Raw genomic sequence first — 16,157 nt, 5'->3', positions numbered from 1 at the left:
GCCGTCACCGCCGCCGCTTGGACGTCCCGAACAGGCTGCGCGAGATCTCCTGCCCGAGCTGGCGCCCCGCCGAGCGGGCGAAGGACTTGACGGTCGGATTGCTCAGCAGCGACCCGAGCAGCCCGCCCACGCCCTCCTTCTCCCCCGAAGCCTCCCGGGGCTCCCTGGACTCCCTGGACTCCCTCGCCTCCCGGGGCTCGTCGGCCTCACGCGTCCCACGCGCCCCGGGCCCGGAGCGCTCGGGCTCCGTCGACGCCGCCTCCGGCCGGGGCGCCCGCGCCGCGAGCTTCTCGTACGCCGACTCCCGGTCGACCGCGTCCCGGTAGCGCGCCGTCAGCGGCGAGCCGTCCACGGCCGCCCGCAGCGCCCCCGCCTCGATCGGCCCCATCAGCGACTGCGGCGCCCGCAGCCTGGTCGCCGCGACGGGCGTCGGCGCGCCCTCCTCGGACAGCACGGTCACCACCGCCTCGCCGGTGCCGAGCGAGGTCAGCACCGTGCCGAGGTCGTACGAGGAGCGCGGGAAGGTCGAGACGGTGGCCTTGAGCGCCTTGGCGTCGTCCGGGGTGAAGGCGCGCAGCGCGTGCTGCACCCGGTTGCCCAACTGCGCCAGCACGTCGGACGGGACGTCCCGCGGGGTCTGGGTCACGAAGAAGATGCCGATGCCCTTGGAGCGGATCAGCCGCACGGTCTGGGTGATCGCCTCCAGGAAGGCCTTGGAGGCGCCCTTGAACAGCAGGTGCGCCTCGTCGAAGAAGAACACCAGCTTCGGCCGGTCGAGGTCGCCGACCTCGGGCAGCTCCTGGTAGAGGTCGGCGAGCAGCCACATCAGGAAGGTGGAGAACAGCCGCGGCCGGTCCTGCACCGCGGGCAGCTCCAGCACCGAGACCACGCCCTCGCCGGCCGGCGTGGTCCGCAGCAGCTCGGCGGTGTCGAACTCGGGCTCGCCGAAGAACTGCCCGGCGCCCTCGTTCTCCAGCACCGTGAGCGCCCGCAGGATCACCCCGGCGGTGGCCGCCGAGAGGCCGCCGAGGGTCTTCAGCTCCTCCTTGCCCTCGGGCGAGGCGAGGAAGGCGATCACCGCGGTCAGGTCCTTGAGGTCGTAGAGCTCCAGGCCCTTGCCGTCGGCGTAGTGGAACACCAGGCTGAGCGAGGACTCCTGGGTCTCGTTCAGGTCCAGCACCTTGCTGAGCAGCAACGGTCCGAAGCTGGTGACGGTGGCCCTGATCGGGATGCCCGTGCCCTGCCCGCCGAGCGCGTAGAACTCGGCGGGGCGGCCCTGCGCCGCCCACTGCTGCCCGACCTCGGCGGCCCGGGCGGTGGTGCGCTCGCTCGCCGTGCCGGGCGCGGCGACGCCGGAGACGTCCCCCTTGATGTCGGCCAGGAACACCGGCACGCCCTGCGCGGAGAGCTGTTCGGCGATCAGCTGGAGGGTCTTGGTCTTGCCGGTGCCGGTGGCCCCGGCGACCAGCCCGTGCCGGTTGAGGACGCCCAGCGGGATGCGCACCTGGGCGTCCGGGTACGCGGTGCCGTCCAGCAGCACCGCGCCGAGGTCGAGGGCGGGCCCGGTGAAGGCGTACCCGTCGGCGATCTCCCGGACGGCTTGCGGGGTGGGGGCGGAGGACATCGGCACACTCCTGGGCGGATCGGAACCATTCGGCACGCGTCGCCACGCACCGGCACGCATCGGATCGCATCGGATCGCATCGGAACGCTTCGTCACCGGAACCGGAACCCGATCGACTCGAACCGGTCGACACCGGGCGATGTTCGCGACATTTCCCATCAAACAGCCGCATTCGTCCACCCGCAGTTCACACCGGTGCGCGTGGCGGCGTCGCGGCTGCTGCGTCATTCGCCGCCCAAACGGTAGGCTTTCCGTGTGATCTTCAAGCGCATCGGCAATGGGCGGCCGTACCCGGATCACGGCCGGACGAGCACCCGACAGTGGGCTGACGTCGCCCCGCGTCCGGTGCGGCTCGACCAGCTGGTGACCACCAAGGGCCAACTCGACCTCGAAACCCTGCTGGCCGAGGACTCGACCTTCTACGGGGACCTCTTCGCCCACGTGGTGAAGTGGCACGGCGACCTCTACCTGGAGGACGGGCTGCACCGGGCCGTACGGGCCGCGCTGCAGCAGCGCCAGGTGCTGCACGCCCGCGTCCTCGAAATGGAGTGACGGGCCCCCGGCACCGGGCCCGTCGGACCGGCCGCAGGCTTCCGGACCGCCCCCTCGCCACCCGGCGGAGGGCGGTCCGCGCGTACCCCGGTACCCCCATTCGGGTACCGGGCTACTCCAGATGATGATCATTTAGTACCTTCGCAGCTGTACGGCACTACGCTGCTGACTACGGCCGCGACCAGGGGATCCGCCCGCACCCGGGGGATGCCCCTACCCGGCCGACCCGTCATCCCGACCCCGCCCCGGTACGAGGGGGAGACAAACCATGAGCATGTTGACTCCCCAAGGCCTCAAGGGGAAGCAGTACCGCGTCACCGGCAACTCCTACCCGCGGCTGGGCCGGCCCCCGAAGAAGAGCCGCAAGGTGATCGCCGCGCTCGCCGGCCTGCTCGCCCTGGCCCTGATCGGCCTCGGCGGCGTGCAGCTCTACGACATCTTCACGGGCCGGAACAAGAACTCCTCCGCCCAGGCGTGCGCGACCTCCTCCGGCAAGCCGCTGGCCGCCCCCACGCCGGGCGCGACGCCGGGCGCCCCCGCGGCCTCCGGCGCGCCCGCCGCCGCCCAGGGTGACCCGCACGCCGTCCCGCAGCCCACCGCGGTCACCGTGAACATCTACAACGCCACCACCAAGGCCGGCCTGGCCGGGCGGACCGCCGAGGAGTTCAAGAAGCGCGGCTTCGTCATCGGCAAGGTCGGCAACGCCCCGGCCGAGCTGGACAAGAAGGTGCCCGGCACCGCCCAGGTGATCGCCGGCCCGACCGGCGCCGGGGCCGGCACCCTGGTCGGCTCGCAGATCGCCGGCGCCACCGTCACCGCGGACGCCCGCGCCGACGCCACCGTGGACTTCGTCATCGGCGACAGCTACAACGCCCTGCTGGACGAGACCCAGGCGGCCGCCGCCCTCGCCCTGGCCACCAAGCCCTCCCCCACCCCCACAGCGGCCGGCAGCTGCTGACGCCCGGTACGGACAACGGAAGGGCCCTGCGGCGCGCTGCCGCAGGGCCCTTCCCATGGGTCCGTTCTCCGTCGGGGACTCAGCCCGCGGTGCCGTACAGCCGGTCGCCCGCGTCACCGAGGCCGGGGACGATGTAGCCGTTCTCGTTGAGCCGCTCGTCCAGGGCGGCGGTGACCACGGTGACCGGCAGGTCCGCCAGCTCCCGGCGCATCACCTCGACGCCCTCGGGGGCGGCCAGCAGCACCACGGCGGTGACGTCGGTGGCGCCGCGCTCGATCAGCATCTTGATGGCGGCGACCAGGGTGCCGCCGGTGGCCAGCATCGGGTCGAGCACGTAGACCTGGCGGCCGGAGAGGTCGTCGGGCATCCGGGTGGCGTACGTGGAGGCCTCCAGGGTCTCCTCGTTGCGCACCATGCCGAGGAAGCCGACCTCGGCGGTCGGCAGCAGGCGGGTCATCCCGTCCAGCATGCCGAGGCCGGCCCGCAGGATGGGCACCACCAGCGGGCGCGGGTAGCTGAGCCGGGTACCGAGCGTGACCGCCACGGGCGTGGTGATCTCCACCTCGTCGGTGCGGACGTCCCGGGTGGCCTCGTAGGCGAGGAGGGTCACCAGCTCGTCGGTCAGGCGACGGAAGGTCGGCGAGTCGGTGCGCTCGTCGCGCAGGGTGGAGAGCTTGTGGGCGACCAGGGGGTGGTCGACGACGTGGAGACGCATGTACCGAGGTTAGCCCGCGTCTGGACGCCTGTACGACATGCCGGGCCCGACCCGGGCGCCGGACCGGGTGACGAACCCGTGACACGCCGTGACACGGGGTGAATGTCCGGACGGAAGCGGCTGCTGTGGTATCAACCGGGCCGTTCTGGGAATGTCACGTCTTATGACGAGCAACCCGAAGGCCGGGGACGGCTCGGCGGACGAGCCCGTCGGCGGGGCGGGCCGGCGCGCGGGCCCGCCGGACGACCCCCCGGAGACCGAGGCGGAGCGCCGCAAGCGGCGGGCCGTCTTCCTGCGCGAGCTCACCGAGGCGCGCGAACTGCGGGAGCGGGTCCAGCCCCGCCGGACCAAGGAACGGCGGATGCGCGAGGCGATGCGGATGCGAACCTTCCGGATCTGACGGGCCTCCGAGCGGGTCCGCGACAGGGCTCGCGGCGGGGCGGAGACGGGGCGCGATCGGCCCCGGCGGGCGTTCGGAGCAAATTTCGACCGGCTTCGGACCGTCCCGCCACGGCTCGGCCCTCCGCCGCCCGGCCCTTCCGACACGACCTGCAAAGACGCGCTGCCGAACACCCCCCGCGAGGGCGGGCTTTCTGTCACGATTCCGATGGGACGGTCCGAACAAGCGGACCGCCTCTGGCGCGGGGGCGGCCAGATTCCGCGTTGCCCGGCGCGCCGACAGCCGAGACCGATGATCTTGGGAGTGTCCCTGGTGGCGTACTTCGCTGCAGTGCTTGCTCGCACCGAGGACGGGTGGGATGTGAGCGAGACGGAGCTCGACGACGTCGAATCCCTGGCCGATCTGGCCGACCTGGCCCGCAACTCCGCGCAGGACGACGACAGCGTCCTGATCTTCATCGAACAGGAGGACTCCTGGTTCGCCGTCGTCCGCGTGGACGGTGAGGACGACCCGCGGATCTTCGTGTCGGACGGCGCCGCCGCGGCCCGCAGCTCGTACGGCTCCGTCCTCACCGACGAGCTGGTCGACCAGGCCGGCGAGAGCGAGTTCGGCGACCTGGACCACCTGCTGGACGAGGAAGCGGATGCGCAGGCCCAGGACGACGAGGACGCCGAGCCCCGCGGCGGCGTCCCGGTCGGCCCGCTCGGCGACGCCCACCTGCTCACCGAGTTCGGCCTGGCCTCCGACGAACTGCTCGCCCTCAGCGGCGAGGGCGCGGTGCCGGGCGACGCCCTGGAGGAGATCGCCGAGGCCCTCGGCTGCGGCGAGGTCCTGGAGGCCGTCCGGTAGCGGCCGGATACCCGACACTGGATGCCATGCAGCCCGCATCCACCGCCCTGACCGTCCCGCACGTCCCCCCACTGCCCGCCCCCGTCCGCCCCGACCCGGTCCGCGACCGCTGGGCGGCGCCGATGCGCCTCGCCATGGCCGAGGCCGCCCTGGCGCCGGCCACCGGGGACGTCCCGGTCGGGGCGCTCGTCCTGGGCCCGGACGGCGAGGTGATCGGACGCGGCCACAACGAGCGCGAGGCGGTCGGCGACCCGACCGCGCACGCCGAGGTGGTCGCGATCCGGCAGGCGGCCGCCGCCGTCGGCGAGTGGCGGCTCGGCGGTTGCACCCTGGTCGTCACCCTGGAGCCGTGCACGATGTGCGCCGGCGCCATCGTGCTCTCCCGGATCGACCGGGTGGTCTACGGCGCCCTCGACGAGAAGGCCGGCGCGGCCGGCTCGCTCTTCGACGTGATGCGCGACCGCCGGCTCAACCACCGCCCCGAGGTGATCTGGGGCGTCCTGGCCGAGGAGTGCGGCGAGCAGCTGCGGGCGTTCTTCGACACCCACCGCTGAGCCCCTCCGACGGTCCTCCCGATACGGATTTCGTTCCCGAGCCACCCGTCCGGTAGAGTTCCCCTCGGTAGCGTGTCCGAGCGGCCAAAGGAGCACGCCTCGAAAGCGTGTGTGGGGGCAACTCCACCGTGGGTTCGAATCCCACCGCTACCGCCAGAAAGCCCGAGGGCCCGTCCGATCCGGACGGGCCCTCGGCGTTTCCGCGCACCCTCGGACACGGAAGCGGCCCCGTACACCGGGCCGACGACCACCGACGCCCGGTCCGTACGGAGCCTGGAGGGGGGAGCGGCTCGGGGGGACTGACCGCTCCCCCGGCGGAGTCCCACAACCGGCACCGCGTCGGGGGGAAGCCGCGGCGGCCGGTCCCACAGCGGGGAGCTCCGGATCCACGCACCGGGGATTCCTGCCAGATCCTCGGTACGTCATCCATCCTGCCGCCCGGCTCGCGGCCGGGCACCCGGAGAAAGGCCCCACTCGCGGGGACCTTCGTCCCGCCGGCCGAACGCGTCGCACACTTGATAGCCCGTCCGGGTGGATAAGCTGCCCCCTGCAGGCCGCTCGGGGACCGGATGACGGCGGCCCACCGCTGGGAGGAAGGTCACCCGATGGCGCAGGCGAAGAAGATCGGCATGGTCCTCCTGCTCGTCTTCGTGCTCTACTCGATCATCACGTCGCCGGCCCGCTCCGCCGAGCTCGTCCAGCTGGGGTTCGAGGGCATCTCGAACGCGGCCAAGGCGGTCGGCACCTTCATGACCGGCCTGATCAAGTAGACCGGCCCGACCCGGCGTGACCGACCCGGGCTCCGGCCCGGGCTCCGGCCCGCACCCGACCGGCGGACGGCCGTCCGGCGGCACCGGTGCACCGGCTACGGTGGGCGGGACCCCACCCCCGTCCGCGAGGAGCGGCAATCGTGATCCGGCACCTGGTCCTGTTCAAGCTCAACGAAGGCGTCAGCAAGGACGACGAGCGCGCGCTCGCCGGCGCCAAGGCCTTCTCCGAACTCGGCGCGGTCATCCCCGAGCTGCGCGAGTGGGAGTGCAACTGGAACACCACCGAGCGGGACATCGCGTACGACTACGCGATCAACAGCCTGGTCGAGGACCGCGACGCCCTGCAGGCCTACCTGACCCACCCGGCCCACCAGGCCGCGGCGGCCCTGTGGCGCGAGTTCGCGACCTGGGTGATCGCCGACATCGAGGTCTGAGCACCCGTCCGACCCCGCCCCGTCCGGAGCCCGTCACGGGCCCTTCCCCCGGACGGACCGCGGCGCCCCGTCCGACCTCCGGGCGGGGCGCCTTGCTCTGTCCCGGAACGATCCCCGCCGTTCCCCGCCGACCGGCCGGGCGCAGGTCGAACGGCCTACCAACACACCTCTACCGGGTGCTTGCCCGACCTGCGCCCACCTTGTGATGCTATGACCGGTTTTGCCGGACATGGCGAGGTGATGAACCAGCCGCGACACCCGATCCGCAGGGCCCGCCGTTGTCGACTTTGGGAGGGGTGACGTGTCCGTGGACGAGGTGCTGGCTGCGATCATCAGCCCGGCCGGCGAGCTCCGCCCGGACGGGCTGCGCGGCCCCGGCGGGCGGCCCGTCGTGGACGTCCGGACGCTGACCCGGGTGCTGTTCGAACGGCTCGCCGAGCTGCCCCCGGACGCCCCCGAGCGGGAACGCGTCCGGGCCGCCCTGATCGAGGTGAACATCCCCCTGGTCCGCTACGCGGCCACCCGCTTCCGCAGCCGCAGCGAGCCGATGGAGGACGTCGTCCAGGTCGGCACCATCGGCCTGATCAACGCGATCGACCGCTTCGACCCCAGCCGCGGCGTCCAGTTCCCCACCTACGCGCTGCCGACCATCCTGGGCGAGATCAAGCGCTACTTCCGGGACAACGTCCGCACCATGCACGTCCCGCGCCGGCTCCAGGAGCTGTGGGTCCAGGTCAGCGGCGCGATGGAGGAGCTGACGGTGCTGCACGGGCGGGCCCCCAAGGTGCCGGAGATCGCCGCCAGCCTGCGGATCCCCGAGGAGGACGTCCGGGCCTGCCTGGACGCCGGGCGGGCCTACAACGCGGCCTCCCTGGAGGCCGCCCAGGAGCACGAGGGCGGACTCGCCCTGCTCGACCGGCTCGGCTACGAGGACGCCGCGCTGGCCGAGGTCGAACACCGCGACATGGTCCGCCACCTGCTGGTCCAACTCCCCGAGCGGGAGCGCAGGATCGTGATGCTGCGGTTCTTCGCCAACCTCACCCAGTCCCAGATCAGCACCGAGCTGGGGATGTCCCAGATGCACGTCTCCCGGTTGCTCTCCCGGATCCTCAACCGGCTTCGGACCGGCAACTCCTGGGAAGAGTGAGATTGCAGCGCGTTACCCCCGCGTGACATCTTGCGACGTTCGGGTTTGCCGTGCACCGTGTTCCGGTATGGAGGGGGGAGGGCCCCGCCGGGAACCTCCGTGCGAGGGCCCCCGTTCAACCGTCAGTCACAAGGGGGTGGGTGCATGTCCGGAGAGCTGGGCACTGCGGAGATCCACGCTGGACACGCCAACGGCACGGCCGTCGCCGAGGACCTGGTCCCGCGGCAGCGGGTCGAATCCGTCCGGCCGCCCGGCCCCGACGCGGCACCGGAGCCGCCGGCCGGCTCCGGGCTGGACACCCGGACGCTCTCCCGCTCGCTGTTCCTGCGGCTGGCCGCGCTGGAGCCCGGCAGCGCGGAGCACACGTACGTCCGCGACACCCTGATCGAGCTCAACCTGCCGCTGGTCCGGTACGCCTCGGCGCGCTTCCGCAGCCGCAACGAGCCGATGGAGGACATCGTCCAGGTCGGCACCATCGGCCTGATCAAGGCGATCGACCGCTTCGACCCGGAGCGCGGGGTGGAGTTCCCCACCTTCGCGATGCCCACCGTGGTCGGCGAGATCAAGCGCTTCTTCCGGGACACCAGCTGGTCGGTCCGGGTGCCGCGGCGGCTCCAGGAGCTGCGCCTGGCACTCACCAAGGCCGGCGACGAGCTGTCGCAGCGGCTGGACCGCTCCCCCACCGTCGCCGAGCTGGCCGCCTGCCTGGGCGTCAGCGAGGAGGACGTGGTCGAGGGCCTCGCGGTCGGCAACGCGTACACCGCCAGCTCGCTCGACTCGGGCTCCGGCGAGGAGGACAGCGACGGCCCGCTGGCCGACCGGCTCGGCTACGAGGACCTCGCGCTGGAGGGCGTCGAGTACCGGGAGTCGCTGAAGCCGCTGCTGGCCAAGCTGCCGCCGCGCGAGCGCCGGATCATCATGCTGCGGTTCTTCGGCAACCTCACCCAGTCGCAGATCGGCGAGGAGATCGGGATCTCGCAGATGCACGTCTCCCGGCTGCTCACCCGGACACTCACCCGGCTCCGCGAGGGCCTGATCAACGAGGGCTGACCGAACCGGGCCGACCGGCGGACGCCGATCGACGGAGGCCGAGCAGCAGGGCCGGCAGGGGCCGGCAGGAGGCCCAGCAGGGGCCGAGCAGCGGGCCCGAGCAGGGGGCCGATCGACGCGGGTCGATCGGTCCCCTCAGCTGTCGCTGCCGTCCAGCAGGTTGACGCGCAGTCCGGCCAGCACGTCGTCGTCCAGCCCGAGCCCCTCCCGCCAGAACGGTTCGAAGCCGCCCCAGCCGGCCTCGACCTCCGCGAAGGCCGCGTCCAGGTAGGCGCGGTCGGCCTGGAAGACCGGCAGGAGCAGCTCGGGCTCGCGCATCAGGCCGCGGGCCGCGAAGTCGCCCAGCACGCGCTCGACGACCGCCGCGGAGCGCTCGTTGGTGAGCAGGTAGTCGTCGAGGACCGTCGCGCGGTCCACCCCCAGCGCGGTCATCAGGAGCGCGGCGGCCCAGCCGGTGCGGTCCTTGCCCGCGGAGCAGTGGAACAGCAGCGGCGGCCCCTCCGGGGCGGCCAACAGGCGCAGCAGGGCGGCGAAGCGCTCGCGCGCCACCCGGTCCGTGACGAACCATCGGTAGAGGCCGGTCATCATCGCGCCCGCCCGGCCGTCGCCGAGCAGTGCCCGCTGCCGCTGCGCACTGGCGTCGGACAGCGCATCCCTGATCATCACGTAGATGTCGAAGTCCGTTGCCAGCAAGGGGAAGTGGTGCAGCGCCACACCATCGGGCAGCCGGTCGCGGCCGGCCTCGCGGACCTCGTCCATGCTGCGCAGGTCCACCACCCGGCGCAGGCCCAACTCGGCCAGCGGGCCGAGGTCTTCGGCGGTGACGTGGTTCAGGCCGTCACTGCGCAGGGCCACTCCGCGGCGCAGGATCCGTCCGTCGGCCGCCCGGTAACCGCCCAGATCCCGTGCGTTCACCGCGCCGCGCAGACCGAGGCTGCGCCCGACCGACTCCGTTCCGCCCCCCTCCGGCGCCGAATTCCGTGCGTTCACGATTCTTCCGGACCGGGCCTGCCGATCGGTCACGCGCGCCTCCATTGCATATTCAGACTGTCACATGGCACAACGGTGCCCGATATTGCATGAACCTGCCCAATGGACCGGGGAGATGTGCAAGAGTGTCATGCGCAACGACGACAGTGTAGGTGTCCCACCCACCCCATCGGGCCACACCGTCGGTAACCACCTGTAGCGCTCAGCTTCCGGTTTTTCATTTTCAATTCATTATTTGCGTCACCGGTCCGGTTCCGGTCACAATCAGCGCCTTCATGGCAACGCCATGAACGTTGGTAACAGGTTCGCTGCACTCTCGCCCATTTGGTCCCTCGCACGGCCGACCCTCGACCAGGATGGGCGCCGGGCAGCCTGCTGCCCGCGAACAGCTACACGGGCAGGCGAGCGCCGAGCAGCGCGTTGCCTGGCCCAAGGGGAGGATCAACCATGGGTCGAGCGACCCGAAGAGTCGCCGCGTGCGCGGCGGCAGTCCTGCTGGCCGGCGGCCTGCAGACCACCCTGGCCTTTGGCGACACCACGCCGCCCAGGATCGACCTCACCATCCTGGTCGTCGACGACGGCGGTCCCTCGGTTGCGGCCATCACCGCCGAGCTCAAGAGCCAGGGCACGCCGTACAAGGTCGTCAGCCTCAATGACCCCAACCGTCCCGTGATCAACGCGGCTTTCCTGAGCGACACGGTGAACGGCCAGCCGCGCGGGAAGTTCCAGGGCATCGTGCTGCCCAACGAAAACCCCTTCCCCAACAGCGCGGCCGAGATGACGGCCATCGCGAGCTACGAAGCCGCTTTCAACGTCCGTCAGATCGACGCGTACACGTGGGCCAGTCCGGCGGTGGGGCTGAACTACGCGCAGAATCCCGGATTCGTCGGCACTCTCGACGGATTCCAGGGCGCCACCACCGCGGCCGGAACATCGGGATCGTTCGGGTACCTCAAGGGCAGCGTCCCGTTCGAGGACAACGACCCGAGCGTCAGCGAGAGCTACGGCTACCTCGCCACCCCGCTCGCGAGCCTCCCGGCCGGCGCCTCCTTCGTCCCGCTGGTCGACGCGCCGATACCCGGCGGCACCTCGCGCGGGTCGCTGGTCGGCGAGTACACCCACGACGGCCGCAAGGAACTGGTCGTCACGTTCGTCTACAACCAGTACCAGCAGCAGTACCGCCTGCTCGCCCGCGGCATGGTCGACTGGATCACCCAGGGCGTCCACCTCGGCTACGACCGCAACTACTTCGCGGCCCACGTCGACGACGTCTTCCTGGCCGACGACCGCTGGGACACCACGCTGAAGTGCACCCCCGGCGACGTCACCTGCCCGCCCGGCACCCCGGACACCGCGAACCCGATCCGGATGACCCAGGCGGACGCCCAGTACCTCAAGCAGTGGCAGACCGCCAACAACTTCACCCTGGACATGGTGTTCAACGGTGGCGGCAGCGAGGACTGGAAGGCCGACCACGAGACCACCGTGGACCCCACGGCGAGCCAGATGATCGCCGACCAGAACAGCTACCGCTGGGTCAACCACACGTACACCCACCCGTACCTGGGCTGCGTCCAGGACGTCTCGGTGGTGCCGTGGAAGTGCACCAAGGACGCCGCGGGCAACACGGTCTGGACCGACCAGAACACCGTCTCCAGCCAGATCAAGAACAACTTCGACTGGGCCAAGACCAACGGCCTGAACGTCGACCCGCAGGTCCTGGTCACCGGCGAGCACTCCGGTCTGCTGACCGCCCCGCAGGAGACCAGCGACAACCCGTACCTGGCCCCGGCGCTGGCCGCCAACGGCATCAAGTTCACCGGCAGCGACGCCTCCCGCGAGCCCGCCCAGCGGGCCGTCGGCTCCTCGACGCTGACCGTGCCGCGGTACCCGATGAACGTCTTCTACAACGCCGGCACGGCGAAGGAGGAGACCGACGAGTACAACTGGATCTACACCAGCGCGGCCAACGGTGGCAGCGGCGTCTGTGAGAACAACGCCAACTCGACCTGCCTGCCGGCGCCGCTGGACGTCAACACCGGCTTCCAGTCGTACATCGTTCCGCTGGAGGCCCGGATCGACCTCGGCCACGTGCTGAACAACGACCCGCGGCCGCACTTCATCCACCAGTCGAACCTGTCCGAGGACAAGATCCTCTACCCGGTGCTGGAGAAGATCCTCGGCACCTACCGGTCGCTGCACGCCGACAACACCCCGATCGTGAACCTCGGCGAGCGCGAGATCGGCCAGGAGTTCCAGAAGCGCGCGGCCTGGAACGCGGCCGTCGCCGCCGGCAAGGTCACCGCCTACCGGGTCGGCAACACCGTCACGGTCAGCGCGCCGTCCGGTGTTCAGGTCCAGGCCACCATGCCGACCGGCACTTCTCAGAAGCTGGTCATCGGATCGACCGGGTTCGGTTCGTCCTACGCCGGTACGCTCTCCGGCTGGGTGTCCCCGGGCTCCCTGCAGAGCAACGTCACCCTGCAGCTCCCGTCCGCTCCGGCCGCCCCGGCCGCGGTGGCGCCGAGCGTCGCGGCCAAGTCCGTCCCGGCCGCGGTGCCGGCGGACAAGAAGGTCGTCCCGCAGGGCGTCGCCACTCCGGTCCCGGTGGGCCCGAGCGACATCACCCGCAAGCCGGCGCCGTCCCTGGTGCCCGGCAGCGGGACCCCGGTGCCCGGCAAGGGCGTGACCACTGATAACAACGGTCACGGCGGCAAGGGCGCGGCGAACAGCGGCAAGGCCTCCGGGGGGACGGCCACGCCGAGCAGCACCGCCGGACGCTCCGGCAAGCGGTAACCCGTAACACCCGCCGGCGGGGTCGGACCGGGCGACCGGCCCGACCCCGCCACGGCTCCCGTTCCGGCCACCCAGGCCGGAACCTACGCAAGAACAGGAGGGGGGACAGGAATGCGCGTCACCCTGCTCACCGAGGGGACGTATCCGCACCAGCACGGCGGCGTGAGCGTCTGGTGCGACCAGCTCGTTCAAGGCATGCCGGACGTCGACTTCGACGTCATCGCCGTCACCGGAACCGGCCACGAAGCACTGGCCTGGGAGTTGCCCGCCAACGTCAAGTCGGTCACGACCGCTCCGCTGTGGGGCCCGGCCTCCGAGGCCAGGGCACCCCGCGGCAAGGAGCTGCGGCGCTTCCTCAACGCGTACGAGCGCTTCCTGCACTCCATCCTCGACCCGGTCTACACCACGCACTTCGGCACCGAGCTGTACGGCTTCGCCGACCTCGCCCGGCGCGGGCTGCTCAGCCCGGCGCTGCGCAGCGAGCGCGCCCTGCGCACCCTGCAGCACGTGTGGACCCGGGACTACCTGCCCACCGCCGTCTCCCTGCCCACCCTGCACGACGCGCTGAACGCGACCGACCTGCTGGAGCACGCCCTGCGGCCGCTCGCGGTCGAGCCGCCGAAGGAGGGCGTCGCGCACGCGGCCAGCGGCGGCCTCGCCACCCTGCCCGGGCTGATCGCCGCCCAGCAGTACGGCGTACCGTTTCTGCTCACCGAGCACGGCATCTACCTGCGCGAGCGCTACCTCGGCTACCGCACCGGCCCGTACCGCTGGCCGGTCAAGGCGCTGCTGCTCGGCTTCTACCGGATGCTCGCCGAGGAGAGCTACCGGGTGGCCGCGCTGGTCACCCCCGGCAACCGGTACAACCGGCGCTGGGAGGAGCGCGGCGGCACGCCGTCCGCGCACATCCGCACCGTCTACAACGGGGTCGACCCGGCGGCCTTCCCGCCGGCCGGCCCCGAGCCCGACACCCCGACCCTCAGCTGGGCCGGCCGGGTCGACCCGATCAAGGACCTGGAGACGCTGATCCGGGCCTTCGCCATCGTCCACCGCGAGATCCCCGAGGCGCGACTGCGGCTCTTCGGGGGCACTCCCAAGGGCGGCGAAGCGTACCGGGACGGCTGCATAGCCCTGGCCGCCGAGCTCGGCATAGCCGAGTCGGTGGCCTTCGAGGGCCGCGTCGCCGACATCACCGACGCGTACGCGGCGGGCAACGTGGTCATGCTCTCCAGCATCAGCGAGGGCTTCCCGTTCACCCTGATCGAGGCGATGTCCTGCGGCCGCGCGACCGTCTCCACCGACGTCGGCGGCGTCCGCGAGGCCGTCGGCGACACCGGTCTGGTCGTCCCGCCGCGCGAGCCCGAGCCGATGGCCGCTGCCGCGATCGAGCTGCTGCGCGACGCCGAACGGCGCGCCCGGCTCGGCGAGGGGGCCCGGCTGCGGGTGATCGAGCAGTTCACGCTGCGCCAGAACATCGACGGCTTCCGCGGCATCTACACCGAACTCCTGGGCACCTCCCGCTGGATGCCCGGCGGCATGGTGGCCGTCACCGACCAGGCCCCCAGCCCCGACTGGGGCCAGCAGCTGACCTCCTCCCGGCCCGAGCCGAGCGAGGTGGGCGCGTGAGCGCGCGAAGCGAGAGAACCATCAAGAGGTGCGTGTCCCGCGAAGCGGCCGCCGAGCGCTGCGAGGTGGACGCATGAGCGGTCCTCTGAGACTGGTTCCGGACGAGGGCGGCTCCGAGCGGACGATGCAGCTGCGCACGCTGCCGCTCAAGCTCCGCCGTCCCGCCCCGACGGACCCCGAGCCCGGGCCCGAGCAGCAGCTCGGCCTCTCCGCGGACCCGCTCGACGAACTCGCCGAGCGCCTGCGGGACGTCTGCGCCGACGCCGTCCACCCGTACGAGATCGCGGCCTTCCTGGAGTCCGACGGTCTCTCGGACGAGCAGGCGGCGCTGCTGTACGGCCGCCCCGACGCGTTTACCGTCGCCGAGGAGCTGTTCGAGAAGGTCGAGCGCCGCTACCCCGGCCCGAGCTCCGAGTTCGCCAACCCCTGGCGGGCCGACCCCTGGCGCTGCGTGGTGCGCGGCCTGGTGTTCGCCCTGCCCGGCCTGGGCTACCTGCTCGGCGCCAACCTGTTCGCGACCACCCGGATGCGCTTCGGCCTGCCCTCGGGCATGCTCGCGCTGTCGATCGCCACGCTGGTCAGCTGGGGCTTCAACCAGGCCCTGGCGCACCGCGCGTACCGCTGGCTGAGCCGGCTGCGCCGCCGGGAGGCCGCGGTCTGCCTGGCGGTCGGCGCACCGCTCGGCGCGCTGATCGCGGCCGCTGCCGCGTACGTGGTGGGCGGGCCGCTCGGGGCGTTGTGCTTCGCCGCCGGGCAGTCCTGCTACCTGGCGGCGGCCACCGTGCTGCTGGTGCTCGGGCGGGAGAAGTTCCTGCTGCTGGCGCTGGCCCCGGCCTCGGTCGGCGCGGGCGTGGTGCTGGCGACGGACGTTCCGCAAGCGGTGCGTACGGTCGTGCTGCTCGCCTCGGTGCTACTGGCCGTCGGGCTGGCCGTCCGGGAGCTGTTCCTCTGCGTCCGCCGGGGCGAACGGGAGTCCGTGGCGCTCAAGCTGCCGCTCCGCCAGGAGGTCCCGCACCTGCTGTTCGGCCTGGCCTGCGGCGCGCTCACGCTGATCGCCGGCCTGGGCACGACCATCCACCAGGCCGTGCAGACCGGCGGCCACGCCCCGCAGGGGGCGGCGACCGCACCGACCGGACCGGCCATGATCGCGCTGACGCTCAGTCTCGGCCTCGCCGAGTGGCTGCTCTTCCGCTACCGGGCGATGGCCGTGGCCGCCCTGCGCACCAGCCACACCACCGGCCAGTTCACCCGCCGCACCGGCGGGATCCTGCTCGGCTGCCTCTTCATCTACCTCACCACCGTGGCCGCGCTGGACGCCGCCGCGACCGTGCTGTGGCCCGGCGCCCCCGCGCTCGGCGTGCCCCAGCTCGGCGCGATGCTGCTCCTCGGCGGCTCGCTCTGGCTGGCGCTGCTGCTGAACGCCTTCGGGTTCAGCTGGAGCACCGCCCTCATCTGTCTGGCCGCCGCGGGTGCCGAGAGCACCGGGCTGCTGACCGGTGTGGATCCGATCGTCCTGCAGCTCATCGGCTGCGGGGCGGCCGCCGTCGTCCTCACCTCCATCGCCGGGCCCGCGCTCGGCCGCACCACCCAGCACCGCTGAACCACTTCCGAATCACACCGAAAATCCCGCACGCCTCCTTACGTGCACCGTCGTACCCGTTTGACCCGAAACACCCACCCTGACCAACCGGC

The 16,157-nt window shown here is 72.0% G+C and carries 15 protein-coding genes and 1 tRNA gene; 13 read left to right on the top strand and 3 right to left on the bottom strand.

Translation table 11 applies throughout. The annotated features are described in order from the left end of the window. Positions 1-4: 4 nt before the first annotated feature. Entirely contained in the window at positions 5-1,624 is a 1,620-nt protein-coding gene (locus ABT048_RS04030; protein ID WP_350519728.1) for a helicase HerA-like domain-containing protein, read from the bottom strand. A gap of 255 nt (positions 1,625-1,879) precedes the next feature. Between ABT048_RS04030 and ABT048_RS04025 the strand changes: the two genes are divergently transcribed. Next, on the top strand, positions 1,880-2,176 hold the full coding sequence (locus ABT048_RS04025; protein WP_030061387.1) for a type II toxin-antitoxin system VapB family antitoxin: 297 nt from the start codon (positions 1,880-1,882) through the stop codon (positions 2,174-2,176). Positions 2,177-2,444: 268 nt separating this feature from the next. Then, on the top strand, positions 2,445-3,134 hold the full coding sequence (locus tag ABT048_RS04020) for a LytR C-terminal domain-containing protein (RefSeq protein WP_350519727.1): 690 nt from the start codon (positions 2,445-2,447) through the stop codon (positions 3,132-3,134). Between the two features lie 79 nt (positions 3,135-3,213). Here the strand turns inward: ABT048_RS04020 and upp are convergent, their stop codons facing one another. Beyond that, positions 3,214-3,849 (bottom strand): uracil phosphoribosyltransferase, encoded by a 636-nt coding sequence (gene upp, locus ABT048_RS04015; RefSeq protein ID WP_350506235.1) that lies wholly within the window; start codon positions 3,847-3,849, stop codon positions 3,214-3,216. A 163-nt stretch (positions 3,850-4,012) separates the two neighbouring features. Between upp and ABT048_RS04010 the strand changes: the two genes are divergently transcribed. The 8 genes from ABT048_RS04010 to ABT048_RS03975 all read left to right on the top strand — a co-directional run bounded on the left by ABT048_RS04010 (position 4,013) and on the right by ABT048_RS03975 (position 9,053). Then, positions 4,013-4,249 carry a hypothetical protein gene (locus ABT048_RS04010; RefSeq protein WP_350519726.1) on the top strand — a complete coding sequence of 79 codons (237 nt, stop codon included), beginning with the start codon at positions 4,013-4,015 and terminating at the stop codon, positions 4,247-4,249. Between the two features lie 291 nt (positions 4,250-4,540). After that, positions 4,541-5,098 carry a tRNA adenosine deaminase-associated protein gene (locus tag ABT048_RS04005; RefSeq protein ID WP_350519725.1) on the top strand — a complete coding sequence of 186 codons (558 nt, stop codon included), beginning with the start codon at positions 4,541-4,543 and terminating at the stop codon, positions 5,096-5,098. 26 nt (positions 5,099-5,124) lie between these two features. Next, positions 5,125-5,652, top strand: coding sequence for a tRNA adenosine(34) deaminase TadA (tadA, locus tag ABT048_RS04000; protein ID WP_350519724.1), 528 nt, complete (start codon positions 5,125-5,127; stop codon positions 5,650-5,652). A gap of 66 nt (positions 5,653-5,718) precedes the next feature. After that, positions 5,719-5,808, top strand: a tRNA-Ser gene (locus ABT048_RS03995). A 449-nt stretch (positions 5,809-6,257) separates the two neighbouring features. Then, positions 6,258-6,422 (top strand): hypothetical protein, encoded by a 165-nt coding sequence (locus tag ABT048_RS03990; RefSeq protein WP_350519723.1) that lies wholly within the window; start codon positions 6,258-6,260, stop codon positions 6,420-6,422. Positions 6,423-6,562: 140 nt separating this feature from the next. Continuing rightward, a complete protein-coding gene (locus ABT048_RS03985; RefSeq protein ID WP_350519722.1) occupies positions 6,563-6,856 on the top strand; it encodes a Dabb family protein in 294 nt (97 codons plus the stop codon). 307 nt (positions 6,857-7,163) lie between these two features. Next, the gene (locus ABT048_RS03980; RefSeq protein ID WP_396545244.1) at positions 7,164-8,003 is read left to right on the top strand and encodes an RNA polymerase sigma factor SigF; all 840 of its coding nucleotides are present in this window, start codon (positions 7,164-7,166) and stop codon (positions 8,001-8,003) included. A 144-nt stretch (positions 8,004-8,147) separates the two neighbouring features. Continuing rightward, positions 8,148-9,053: an RNA polymerase sigma factor SigF gene (locus ABT048_RS03975; RefSeq protein WP_350519721.1), complete on the top strand. Its 906-nt coding sequence runs from the start codon at positions 8,148-8,150 to the stop codon at positions 9,051-9,053. 135 nt (positions 9,054-9,188) lie between these two features. Here the strand turns inward: ABT048_RS03975 and ABT048_RS03970 are convergent, their stop codons facing one another. Further along, a complete protein-coding gene (locus tag ABT048_RS03970) occupies positions 9,189-9,968 on the bottom strand; it encodes a tyrosine-protein phosphatase (RefSeq protein WP_350519720.1) in 780 nt (259 codons plus the stop codon). A gap of 522 nt (positions 9,969-10,490) precedes the next feature. On the opposite strand from ABT048_RS03970, the gene ABT048_RS03965 reads away from it, so the two are divergent. The 3 genes from ABT048_RS03965 to ABT048_RS03955 all read left to right on the top strand — a co-directional run bounded on the left by ABT048_RS03965 (position 10,491) and on the right by ABT048_RS03955 (position 16,065). Then, the gene (locus ABT048_RS03965) at positions 10,491-12,839 is read left to right on the top strand and encodes a hypothetical protein (protein WP_350519719.1); all 2,349 of its coding nucleotides are present in this window, start codon (positions 10,491-10,493) and stop codon (positions 12,837-12,839) included. A 111-nt stretch (positions 12,840-12,950) separates the two neighbouring features. Further along, positions 12,951-14,465, top strand: coding sequence for a GT4 family glycosyltransferase PelF (gene pelF, locus ABT048_RS03960; RefSeq protein WP_350519718.1), 1,515 nt, complete (start codon positions 12,951-12,953; stop codon positions 14,463-14,465). A gap of 73 nt (positions 14,466-14,538) precedes the next feature. After that, positions 14,539-16,065: a hypothetical protein gene (locus ABT048_RS03955; RefSeq protein ID WP_350519717.1), complete on the top strand. Its 1,527-nt coding sequence runs from the start codon at positions 14,539-14,541 to the stop codon at positions 16,063-16,065. Positions 16,066-16,157 lie beyond the last annotated feature (92 nt).

Origin of the sequence: Kitasatospora sp. NPDC096140 (genome assembly GCF_040303045.1) — a bacterium.
Taxonomy (GTDB): Bacteria; Actinomycetota; Actinomycetes; order Streptomycetales; family Streptomycetaceae; genus Kitasatospora.
This window is presented reverse-complemented; position numbering and strand designations above follow the sequence as displayed.